The sequence below is a fragment of the Parasphingorhabdus sp. NYA22 genome (assembly GCF_976973735.1).
Genome location: NZ_OZ333477.1, coordinates 3,312,005 through 3,323,180 on the forward strand (window position 1 = coordinate 3,312,005; position 11,176 = coordinate 3,323,180).

The 11,176-nt window shown below is 56.3% G+C and carries 10 protein-coding genes; 4 read left to right on the forward strand and 6 right to left on the reverse strand.

Annotated elements, in window-relative coordinates:
- Window positions 1-138 precede the first annotated feature (138 nt).
- Window positions 139-1,527: a hypothetical protein gene (locus ACWFTY_RS15775; protein ID WP_447525129.1), complete on the reverse strand. Its 1,389-nt coding sequence runs from the start codon at window positions 1,525-1,527 to the stop codon at window positions 139-141.
- 191 nt (window positions 1,528-1,718) lie between these two features.
- Between ACWFTY_RS15775 and uvrA the strand changes: the two genes are divergently transcribed.
- Entirely contained in the window at window positions 1,719-4,736 is a 3,018-nt protein-coding gene (gene uvrA, locus ACWFTY_RS15780) for an excinuclease ABC subunit UvrA (RefSeq protein WP_447525130.1), read from the forward strand.
- Complete coding sequence (locus ACWFTY_RS15785; RefSeq protein WP_447525131.1) at window positions 4,733-5,068, forward strand: low molecular weight protein tyrosine phosphatase family protein; 336 nt, start codon at window positions 4,733-4,735, stop codon at window positions 5,066-5,068. Before uvrA ends, ACWFTY_RS15785 begins: the two co-directional genes overlap by 4 nt.
- Here ACWFTY_RS15785 and ACWFTY_RS15790 read toward each other — a convergent pair.
- Window positions 5,065-5,439: a DUF4345 domain-containing protein gene (locus tag ACWFTY_RS15790; RefSeq protein ID WP_447525132.1), complete on the reverse strand. Its 375-nt coding sequence runs from the start codon at window positions 5,437-5,439 to the stop codon at window positions 5,065-5,067. The genes ACWFTY_RS15785 and ACWFTY_RS15790 overlap by 4 nt on opposite strands.
- Window positions 5,440-5,535: 96 nt before the next feature.
- Window positions 5,536-6,933 (reverse strand): cytochrome P450, encoded by a 1,398-nt coding sequence (locus ACWFTY_RS15795; RefSeq protein ID WP_447525133.1) that lies wholly within the window; start codon window positions 6,931-6,933, stop codon window positions 5,536-5,538.
- Window positions 6,934-7,105: 172 nt separating this feature from the next.
- Here ACWFTY_RS15795 and ACWFTY_RS15800 point away from each other — a divergent pair, with 172 nt between their 5' ends.
- The gene (locus ACWFTY_RS15800; protein WP_447525134.1) at window positions 7,106-7,849 is read left to right on the forward strand and encodes a hypothetical protein; all 744 of its coding nucleotides are present in this window, start codon (window positions 7,106-7,108) and stop codon (window positions 7,847-7,849) included.
- 112 nt (window positions 7,850-7,961) lie between these two features.
- Complete coding sequence (locus tag ACWFTY_RS15805; RefSeq protein WP_447525135.1) at window positions 7,962-9,050, forward strand: acyl-CoA desaturase; 1,089 nt, start codon at window positions 7,962-7,964, stop codon at window positions 9,048-9,050.
- A 33-nt stretch (window positions 9,051-9,083) separates the two neighbouring features.
- On the opposite strand, the gene gspM is transcribed toward ACWFTY_RS15805, so the two are convergent.
- Genes gspM through gspG form a run of 3 tightly spaced genes read right to left on the reverse strand, consistent with a single transcriptional unit; the run spans window position 9,084 to window position 11,167 of the window.
- Window positions 9,084-9,557, reverse strand: coding sequence for a type II secretion system protein GspM (gene gspM / locus ACWFTY_RS15810; protein WP_447525136.1), 474 nt, complete (start codon window positions 9,555-9,557; stop codon window positions 9,084-9,086).
- Window positions 9,554-10,678 carry a hypothetical protein gene (locus ACWFTY_RS15815; protein ID WP_447525137.1) on the reverse strand — a complete coding sequence of 375 codons (1,125 nt, stop codon included), beginning with the start codon at window positions 10,676-10,678 and terminating at the stop codon, window positions 9,554-9,556. The genes gspM and ACWFTY_RS15815 overlap by 4 nt, the downstream gene beginning before the upstream one ends.
- Before the next feature lie 12 nt (window positions 10,679-10,690).
- Window positions 10,691-11,167 (reverse strand): type II secretion system major pseudopilin GspG, encoded by a 477-nt coding sequence (gene gspG, locus ACWFTY_RS15820; protein WP_447525138.1) that lies wholly within the window; start codon window positions 11,165-11,167, stop codon window positions 10,691-10,693.
- Between the last annotated feature and the right edge of the window lie 9 nt (window positions 11,168-11,176).

Sequence of the window (11,176 nt, forward strand, 5' to 3'; positions counted from 1 at the left end):
CTGCAGCAGAACGAGATCGGGGGTTAGGACCTTTGGAGGACTTCAATCATCAAAGCTTGAACCTCTCTTCATTGAGTGCAGGATAGCGTCGCACTTCGGTTACTTAGATAGCGTTTCAATTTCAGGACAGGTTCTTCATTACTGCGCAACCACGACAGAAGATGCGGCTGGCAAATCTTCAGCGCTTTTATGCAAATTAATGAGTTGTTGCACTAACCCCAATGTTTGGGCGCTGCGGTCTTTAGGTTTCTTACTGCTTGCTCCAGGTACATGCAACGCGTCCTCGGCAATAAAATGGCGCTGCCCCCGGTATACCGTCGATATAAGTGGCTTCTTATTCGATCCTTCCGTGTAAACGGCAATAACCTTTTCGTCGTGAGATCCACGTGATTCTTGTTCGCGAATATATTCTCCAAGATAGTATAAAATTCCATCTGGAGAACGAATAGTCACAATCGGCGCGCTAACCTCAACGTAAACTCCTTTTCGATCAAAATAGCAAATCGGACCAAGTTCCGATATTGTAACAAACCGCGCCTTCTCGTCGACGTCAGAAAAGCCGAATGATCTCGATGGAAAAATTTGCTCTTTTTTTGATTTCCCGTTTGCCGATTTCGCCTTCGCTTCAGAAATTACTTGCTTCTGGAATTCATCATCTGGATTCAGATTTTTATCATCTAGGCACACATAAGCAGGCCGATCTATTAAACTCAGCTGATCCTCTGGAACGAAACCGATTAGATCTTGCGATCCGTTTTTACGATGTACACTGGTTACTCCGCCGCTTGAACCAATATCAAAGTTTTTCCCATCCAAAACACTGATGTCTTTCAATGACAATGCACCTTCTAATTTACTGAGTGGGAACAGCGCAGTTGGGTCAATTTTTTTCGATACAATAGCTAGATTATACTGCTGGAGAAATGCCAAAAAGGCTTCGTGTTTTTCGTATTGGTCAGGATCATTGTCAAGGTCACCAATGTTGGAACCATTAGACAAATCATAAAAGTCGATGCGCTCAACAAACAACTGAGCCAAGTAGTCTTCCGGCCAACCGTTCGACAAGAAATACTTGAAAAGGCCCAGAGATACGGGTGTCATGATCCCGCTTTGAAAAGCTTTGTTGTCGTAAATCGAAATTTCAAAATTAGGATTTGTTGCAATATTTGCCGCCAAACTCGGAGAAAAAGTCTCTGGTCCGTTATTCATTGTCCGAGATGTTTCACGAAGGTTTCCCGAAAACGGCGTCCCCGGATCAGTGAAGGTTGATCCAATTGTCTGCTCCACAATTCCAGCGCCCAAAGAAGCAGTTGTGCTAACCGACATATTCCCGCGCAACGTCTTCATGGAGGTATAGTGCATTGGCTGGCGATTTTTGGCTCTAACTATATTGAGCAGCGTAATTTCATTTGCTGTATCAGCTACCAGCTTATTGTGATTAACGGCTACACCATGCAACTGTTCGTTGAATGCACAGCCTGTTAGCAAGCTGGAAACCAACAACATGGATACGATTTGCTTTTTCATGATATTGCCCCTCGAGTTTCTTTAAGATGAGATACCCAATGCCCCACACGTCTCTCCAACACCCGTGACCCCCATCACGCTCCCCAAAAAACTCCCCCTTGAAAACAGAACAAACATTGAACATATAACGGGGACCACCCTGTTCTTTTGGCCCGCTGGACTCTCTCCGGCATCTTCTGCAAAGCACCCGCATGAGTCTGACCCACATCAAAGTAAAAGGCGCCCGCGAGCATAATCTCAAGGGCGTGGATATCGAGCTTCCGCGCGAGAAGCTGATCGTGATCACCGGCCTGTCCGGCAGCGGCAAATCGAGCCTTGCGTTCGATACCATCTATGCCGAGGGGCAGCGGCGCTATGTCGAGAGCCTCAGCGCCTATGCGCGGCAGTTTCTCGAGATGATGCAGAAGCCCGATGTCGAGCATATCGAAGGGCTTTCGCCCGCGATCTCGATCGAGCAGAAGACCACCAGCCGCAATCCGCGCTCGACCGTCGCGACAGTGACCGAGATATACGATTATATGCGCCTGCTCTGGGCGCGCGCCGGCGTGCCTTATTCGCCGGCGACCGGCCTTCCGATCACCGCGCAGACCGTTTCGCAGATGGTCGACCGGGTGATGACCTTGCCCGAAAAGACCCGCTTCTTCCTGCTCGCCCCGGTCGTGCGCGGCCGCAAGGGCGAGTATCGCAAGGAATTGCTCGAGTGGCAGAAGGCCGGCTTCACCCGGGTCCGGGTCGACGGCGAATTTTACGATATCGAGGAAACGCCGAAGCTCGACAAAAAATACAAGCATGACATTGAGGTCGTGGTTGACCGGTTGGTCGTGCGCGAAGGCATGGAGCAGCGGCTCGCCGACAGTTTCGAGACCGCGCTGCGGCTGGCCGACGGACTGGCCTTTGTCGATCTGGCTGATGGTACGGTCGAGGAAGCGCTCGCCAATGGTGCTTCGACAAGCTCAGCACGAACGGGTGCTGAAGATACCAGTGCGACAAAGCAACCCGTTCGTGCTGAGCTTGTCGAAGCACCAGGCGTCGCGGAAGCCAGCGCGAATTTCAAACCGGAACCTACGAGCAAGAAGATGAAAGGCACCGGCCTTCCCCCGAACCGGATCGTCTTTTCCGAGCGCTTCGCCTGCCCGGTCAGCGGCTTCACGATCGAGGAAATCGCGCCACGGCTGTTCTCGTTCAACGCCCCGCAAGGCGCCTGCCCGTCGTGCGACGGTCTCGGCGAGAAACTCCATTTCGATACCCAATTGATCGTGCCCAATCCGGCGCTCAGCATCAAGAAGGGCGCAGTCGTGCCCTGGGCGAAATCCAACCCGCCCTCGCCTTATTATATGCAGGTGCTTGGCAGTCTCGCTCGGCAGTTCGAATTTGATCTCGAGACCCCGTGGAACGAATTGAGCGAACATCATAAGGATATCGTGCTCAACGGTACGCAAGGCCTGCCGGTCACGCTCCGCTTCCAGGATGGTCGCAAATCATACGAAGTAAAGAAACCGTTCGAGGGTGTTGTCGGCAATCTCAAACGGCGGATGTTGCAGACCGAAAGCGCCTGGATGCAGGAAGAACTGGCCAAGTTTCAGGCAGCTGCGCCTTGCGAAACCTGTCACGGCGCGCGGCTCAAGCCGGAAGCGCTGGCGGTCAAGATCGCTGGCGAGGATATCAGTATCTCCACCCGCCGGAGCGTTGGCGATGCGCTCGAATTTTTCGAGACATTGGGTGCCAAGCTGGACAAGACGCAGACCCAGATTGCCGAACCGATCCTCAAGGAAATTATCGCGCGACTGGGCTTCCTCAACAATGTCGGGCTCGACTATCTCAATCTCGACCGGACCAGCGGCACATTGTCCGGCGGCGAAAGCCAGCGCATCCGTCTGGCCAGCCAGATCGGATCGGGATTATCCGGCGTGCTCTATGTTCTCGACGAGCCCAGCATCGGGCTGCACCAACGCGACAATGACCGCTTGCTGACCACGCTCAAGCGGCTGCGCGACCTCGGCAACACGGTGATCGTGGTCGAACATGACGAGGACGCGATCCGCACCGCGGACTGGGTCGTCGACATGGGGCCGGGTGCCGGCGTCCATGGCGGCGAGGTCGTTGCCGAAGGCACACTCAAGCAGATATTGAAATCGAAGAAATCGCTGACCGCCGCCTATCTCAACGGCACGCGCGAAATCGAAGTGCCGAAGAAAAGGCGCAAGGGCAATGGCAAGAAGCTGACCGTGCACGGCGCCACAGCCAACAATCTGCAAAATGTCACCGTATCCTTCCCGCTTGGTACATTTACCTGCGTCACCGGTCTCAGCGGCTCGGGAAAAAGCTCGCTGACCATCGATACGCTCTACGCATCAGCGGCGCGGACGCTCAACGGCGCGCGGGTGATTGCCGGCAAGCATGACAAGATCACCGGCCTGCAATATTGCGACAAAGTCATTGATATCGACCAGTCACCGATCGGCCGCACCCCGCGTTCGAACCCGGCGACCTATACCGGTGCCTTCACCAATATCCGCGACTGGTTTGCCGGCCTGCCCGAGGCGCAGGTTCGCGGTTACAAGCCGGGCCGGTTCAGCTTCAACGTCAAGGGCGGCCGCTGCGAAGTCTGCCGCGGGGACGGGCTGATCAAGATCGAGATGCACTTCCTGCCCGACGTTTACGTCACCTGCGAGGAATGCCACGGCAAACGCTATAATCGCGAAACGCTGGAGGTGAAGTTCAAAGGCAAGTCGATCGCCGATATTCTCGACATGACGGTCGAGGATGCGGTGAGCTTCTTCAAGGCGGTGCCGCCGATCCGCGACAAGATGGCAATGCTCTATGAAGTGGGCCTCGGCTATGTGAAGGTCGGCCAGCAGGCGACGACACTCTCGGGCGGCGAAGCCCAGCGGGTCAAGCTGGCCAAGGAACTGTCAAAACGGTCAACCGGGCAGACGCTTTACATTCTCGACGAGCCGACCACCGGCCTGCACTTCGAGGATGTCCGCAAGCTGCTGCAAGTGCTGCAACGGCTGGTTGAACAAGGCAATAGCGTGATCGTGATCGAGCATAATCTCGACGTCATCAAGACCGCCGACCATATCATTGACCTCGGCCCCGAAGGCGGCGTCCGCGGCGGCGAAATTGTCGCGCAAGGTACGCCGGAAGAGGTGGCCAAGGTCAAGGCCAGCTTCACCGGCGGCTATCTGAAGGATATGCTGGCGAAGTGAGCGGCGAACCGGCAAGGCTTCTGTTTGTCTGTTCCCGCAACCGATTGCGCAGTCCGACCGCCGAAGCGGTGCTAAATGGTGTGGAAACAGTGAGCGCCATTTCCGCAGGTACGAATAACGACGCTGAAACGACGCTATCCGGCGATCTGGTCGAATGGGCGGATATCATCTATGTGATGGAGACCGCCCACAAGAAGAAAATTACCCGGAAATTTGGCACAGAGCTAAGACATACGCCTGTGCGCAATCTCGCCATACCGGACAATTACAAATTTATGGAACCTGATCTGGTGGCAATCATCAAAGCCAGGTTTCCGGAATATTTTTCCTAGCGCCTCAAAACCCGCCGCTGCCACAACAGCAGCAAAACCGGCACTACCAGTTCGACGGCCGTGCCGCTGACCTGCCAGCTTGCCGGCTCGCCAACCGTCAACCATGACACGACCCGGCCAAGCCCGCCAATGAACCAGCCAAGCATCGCAAAGCGCAGAAAGCTCGCGCGCGCCCTGATATCGCCCGCCGACCAGAGGGTCATCAAACCGACCGCAACATAGACCCCGGCGAGATAGCGATACTGGCTGTCGAGTGCGCTATTCACCGCTTCCCCGCCACTATGTTCCGCGGCACCGAAAAGAATCCCGGTGATACCCAGAAATAGCGGGACCAGCCCGACCAATATGGTAACAATGCGTAAGATATTCATGTTAATCCCCCCTATTCATCCGCTCTCTCCAAAGCGAAAACGTCCTATATCATAGAGACTTGAAGCCCCGAGAACGCATATCGTCTAGCTCGACGACTAAATTGGCTCAAGTCTTATCGGCAGTCCGTCTTTGGGCTGCGGGATCGGAAAGACTTGCCATTTGGGTTCGTAATCCGGCCCTCCCTGCAAAACGACGCGGTTCTGGGTCAGCATCGCATGCATCAAAATTTTGATCTGCATATAGGCGAAATGCAGCCCGAGGCACATATGTGCGCCGCCGCCGAAGGGCACCCATGCATATTTGTGGCGACCGACCGAATTTTCCGGCGTGAAGCGCAGCGGATCAAATTTCTCCGGATTGGGCCAGTGCTTTTCCATTTTGTGGACAAAGCTGGGGCTGACCCCGACCGATGTCCCGGCTGGAATCGTGTAATTGCGGAAAGTAAATTCCTTCACCGCCCGGCGTGGCATCGAAGGCACCGGAGGGATCAGCCGAAGCGCTTCCTTGAAGGCCATTTCGGTCAGTTCGAGCTTACCCAATTGTTCCATCGACAGCGCCGTCCCGGCAGGCGCCACCGACAAGCATTCTTCGCGAATCTTGTCCTGCCATTCGGGATGTTTGGCGAGCAGATAGATCAGGCTGGTCGCCGACGAGGTAATCGTGTCATGCGCCGCCATCATCAGGAAATTCATATGATCGACGACTTCGCCCTCGGTCAGCAGCTCGCCATTTTCATGGGTCGCCAGACAGATTTGCGTGAAGATGTCCTCGCCACCCTTGGCGCGACGCTCTTTTACCTGCGGGGTAAAATATTCGAGCAGATATTCGCGCGCCTTCACGCCCTTCCACATTTTGGTAAAAGGAATGGGCTTGCGTGCCACCCCGACCGATGCCTGCACTTCATCAACGAAAGCCTTGTTGATCTTGTCTGCTTCCGGCCCCCATGGGATGCCGAGAATGGCACTGGCAGCGGTATCGAGCGACAGGGATTTGATCGCCGGGTAAAAATTGAATTCAGTCCCGCCCCAATCGGCAACCCGATCCAAGATGCCCTCGCCCAGCACCTGACAGTGATGCTTCATCGGTCCGGGTTTGAAAGCGACTGAAAGCGCCTTGCGGTCCGCCCGATGACGTTCGAAATCCATCAGCATCAAGCCGCGCGGGAAAAGATTGTTGAGTATCGGCCCCCAACCCTGTTCGCTCGAGAATATCTTGTCCTTGTTGAACAATATCAATTCAGCCGCGTCAGCACCGAGCATGTTGACCGACCATCCGCCGAAACTGAAGGCACGGTAGACCGAACCATATTGCTCGAACATCCGGCGCCCAAAACCAGCCGGGTCCTTGAGCAGGTCCAGCGTACAACCGAGAACCGGCAAACCTTTCTCGCCGGGAATATGCGCCAGATCCTCTTCACTTGGCCGCTTCACCCAATGCGGGTTAGCCGATTCCTGAAAGGGATATCCATGCGGTTTTGCTGCAATTGTAGCCACGGGAGTGCTCCTGAACTGGTGTTTGAATTCCATCGTAGCTACTTTCATCAATGTCAGCAAGCCACTCCATTCATAAGCTATTCAATGACAGCGGCTTACTGGTGGGGGCAATAGATGAACAATCGCAACCCTGTATGGCTGGTGCCGCGGGACCGGTTTCAAAGGAACGATCATGACCAATTTTATAACGCCCCGGCTCCTGAAGTCTGCTGTAGCCGCAGGCGCGCTCTGGAGTCTCGGCGGCTGCATGTATGGCGGCGGCGCTTATGGAGACGGCTATGTCAATAATCGCGGATATGACTGTGATCCCTATGCGCCGTTCGACGATTATTACGCCTGCGACTATGGCTATGGCTTTGCCAATATCGGATATGGAGGCGGCTGGTATGATCAATATTATTATCCCGGCTATGGCATCTATATCTTTGATCGCGGCGGCCGGCGCCACGCGATGCGCGACAATCACCGGCGCCACTGGGCCCGCCAGCGCGCCGAATATGGCGGACATCACGCCAGAGATCGCAGAGATCGCAATGTAAATTCCGATCGACGCGGAGATCGCCGCGATCAGAGATATGACCGCCGGGATGGATCGCGAGATTCGAGCCGTGACAACACCCGCAGCCAGCAACGCGGCGACGAGCGCGACAATAGAGGCGCGCGCAACGAACGCGGCGATCGGTCGGAGCCAAGAGCGACACGACCGGACCGGACGGACCGGGCAGCACCAACCCGCGGTCGCGGTGATCAAGCCGGCCGTCCGGACCGGCGCCCGACAAGGGCGGTCGAACAGCCCCAATCCCGACCACAACCGGCTGCTCGGGCGGATAGAGCCACCAGACCGCCGCGCACGGAACCTGCTCGCAATTCACGGGAAAACACTGGCAACGGGCGCAAACCCCTCAACGACGACTAGCCCGGCGACGCGCGTTGCCGCGCTCCGTGCTGCCAAATAGTTAATAGAATTGTAATCATCGCAAATAGCCTATATCCTGTATTCTCGAGTAAAATTTCGAGGAATTTTGGCGATGGCGACCGCATTTAGCGACATTCAACCCGACGAATATACACCGTCGGAACAGCATCCACAGCATGGCGTCATCATTGGCGGACCGGCTGCGCGGGCGAAGCGCATCGAATATGGCATATTGCTTTCGACGATGGTACTGGGCTCTCTCGGCGCCTTGTACTGGACCCTCACACATTCCACCGGCTGGGTAGAATGGTCTGCGTTCCTGTTCGGCTTTGCCCTGATCAACATGGGCGTCGGTATCGGCTATCACCGTTATTTCACTCACCGTGCGTTCGAAGCGGGGCCAAAAATGCGTCTCGCCATGGGTATCATGGCGCAAATGGCCTGTCAGGCTTCGGTCCTGAAATGGGCAGCCGACCATCGCCGCCATCACGCCTTTTCCGACGATGTCGGTGACGTGCACAGCCCCTATGTCGACGGCCACGGCAAGAAAATGGGAAAGCTGAAAGGTTTGGGCATTGCCCATTTCGGCTGGTTGTTTGACAATGCGACGTCCGACATGAATATCTACGGCAAGGGCCTGATCGACGATCCGCAGGTCTTGTGGTGTCACAAGCATCGCTGGTCGATCGCAATCTTCTCGAGCATCGTCCTGCCGGCTCTCTGGGCGCTGGCATTCGGCGGGCCGGAGTATATCATCGGCACCATCCTGATCGGCGGTTTTTTCCGCAACTTCTTCTTCCTGAACTTTGTCATGGGCGTGAACAGCATCGGCCATGTCTTTGGCTCGCAGCGGTTCAAGACCAAGGACGGGTCGCGCAACAACTGGTTCATGGCGTGGATGACCTTTGGCGACGGCTGGCACAACAACCATCACCAGCACCCCCGCGCGGCTTCGTCGAAAATCGCATGGTGGGAATTCGATCTCAACGGCCAGATCATCTATGCGTGGGAGAAAATGGGTCTGGTCTGGAATGTCCAGCGAGCGCCTGCCTATATTCGCAATGAACAGGGCGAATGGGTCCTTAAGAAGGCGAAGGTCGCGATGCCAGGCTTGGCAGAACCGGAAGCCATGTCAGCCGACGACGGTGGGATTATGTTCCCGGCCAAAGCCAAGCAGCATCATATCGAACCGGCTGAATAGCGGACGAAAAACGGTTCGTCTAAAACCGTTCGGCTAATGTGATCGCAAGGTCAGCGTTGCCGAGACCGCTCCATTGCCAGCAGGATTAACGCTGAGAGATTCGACCGCGATGCCTTCCCGTTCGATCCGCGCCAGCCAGCCAAAGAGCGCCGTCGGCTTGGCCGATTCGACTACCATGTTCACCCGGTTATCCGACTGCGGCGTGACAGAAGCCACCGCAATACCCGTCTCACCCGCGCTTTGACTGACAAAGGCGTCGATAGCGCCGCTGAACTTGGCCACTTGCCCGTCCATCGGTTGCTGGAGCGCCGCAACCTTGGCTTCAATCCGCGCCTGCCGCTCGACCGCATCCACATAGCGCTCTTCTGCAGCGGTCATCGCTCCGAACATCGGCCGTGTGATGCCATAATAGCCGACCAGTCCCGCCAGCAACAGACCGGCAATCCCGACCAATATCCTTTCCCTCTGGCTGAGTCCGGCAAACCAGTTTCTCGCATTGTCGATCATGGTGCCCTCACCGTTATATCCGCCTGCGCCGAACCCGTAGCATCGGTGCGCGGGGTCGCGGTGATGATGAAGCCCGCTTCCTGCATCGCCAGAAGGGCAGGATTGATATCCTCGTTACGGACCGCGGACAATGTCGCCGACACGATCCCGTTCTCGCCATAAACCATGCGGGTTATCGACACATTGGGTACCTGTTGCAGCGCGGAATAAAGCGCCGAGGCCGGAACCGGGAACATTATATTACCGCGATTTTCGGCAATCAGCCGCTGGTCGAGCGCGCGTTCGGCGCTATCTGGATTCTCCTGCTCGCCAACGACTGCAGCGGCACTGGCCAGAGCCGCCTCGTCCCCAGCACCCGCCGCCCAATGATATTGGGCCAGTTGCACCAGCGGAATGGCAAGCGAGATGATGACCAGCGCCGCCGCCATCCAGCCAAGCCGGCGCTTCTGTTTCGCGTCCATCGCCCGCTGCGTCTTTTTCGCAAACGGCCCGCTTCGAAAATTGAGATCGGTTTTTTCGGAGGCACCGACCAGCATGGCGTCAAAGGCATCGCCGGTGATCGGCGTGACGACACGATCGGCAAATAGAAACTCGCGCAGCGCCGGATCATCGCTGGCGATGATATTGTCCGCACGAACGACCTGATCAAATCCGAAATCCGCAGACAGCGCGCCGTCACCGGAAACCGGCAGCAACCAGCCCGAAGGAATGATCGCATCGGGCTCGATATTCAACGCCTGCAGATGAACCAGTCCGGCCGACAATATATCCCGACCCACCGAAGCCGTGATCACCCCGCCCTCGCCATCAGCAGTAGCGACGATATGGACCTTCTCGCCTTCCAGGCTTTGCGCTTTTGCGACCATGGTGGCTGCGGCAAGCGTCTGGCTTTCATTTGCGCCGCTGATCGCCTCGTGTGCCATGATACTGGTCAGATGCGACGGCACCAGCGCGATCACGCTCACATCCACCTGCGCCGCATCCGGCCCATAAGCTTGTGAGGCCATGAGCGGATCCGGATCACAACCCCATGCCTGCACCGCGCCATCGACGGCATGCCACCAATAGAGCGCCTCGTCAGCGGTGGCCGGAAAGGCAATCAGGAGGATATTCTGGTTCACGCGTTGCTGGTCTTATTCTGCGTAAATATCGGCATTGTCATCATCGCCGCCCGGCGCGCCATCGGCGCCCAGCGAATAGAGATCAAAACCGGGGCCCTGACGACCGGGATTGTCATATTGATAGGGCCGTCCCCACGGATCGTCGGGCAGTTTCTTGATATAGCCGCCCTGGCGGTAGCGTGCTGTGGTGGCCAGAGACGGGGGCGCCGTAACCAGCGCCTGCAGCCCATCAGACGAACCGGGATAGCTGAGATTATCGAGCCGGTACATTTCGAGCGCCTGACCAAGCGTCGCAATATCCGCCCGCGCCTTCTGGACCATCGCGCGGTCCTGACTGGGCAGCACATTGATAACCACAATGGTGGTCAGCAAGCCGAGGATGAAGATAACCACCATCAACTCGACCAGAGTGAAGCCGTTGGGCTTTTTTTGCTGCTTTTTGGCTTCCGGAGCCGGAGCCGCGTCTGGGTTTTCAATTTCTGTCGTCATGATCATTCC

Bases quoted from the DNA above. Each gene is read 5' to 3' on its own strand.
- ACWFTY_RS15775 (WP_447525129.1), bottom strand. From the start codon at position 1,527: ATGAAAAAGCAAATCGTATCCATGTTGTTGGTTTCCAGCTTGCTAACA.
- uvrA (WP_447525130.1), top strand. From the start codon at position 1,719: ATGAGTCTGACCCACATCAAAGTAAAAGGCGCCCGCGAGCATAATCTC.
- ACWFTY_RS15790 (WP_447525132.1), bottom strand. From the start codon at position 5,439: ATGAATATCTTACGCATTGTTACCATATTGGTCGGGCTGGTCCCGCTA.
- ACWFTY_RS15800 (WP_447525134.1), top strand. From the start codon at position 7,106: ATGACCAATTTTATAACGCCCCGGCTCCTGAAGTCTGCTGTAGCCGCA.
- ACWFTY_RS15805 (WP_447525135.1), top strand. From the start codon at position 7,962: ATGGCGACCGCATTTAGCGACATTCAACCCGACGAATATACACCGTCG.
- gspM (WP_447525136.1), bottom strand. From the start codon at position 9,557: ATGATCGACAATGCGAGAAACTGGTTTGCCGGACTCAGCCAGAGGGAA.
- gspG (WP_447525138.1), bottom strand. From the start codon at position 11,167: ATGACGACAGAAATTGAAAACCCAGACGCGGCTCCGGCTCCGGAAGCC.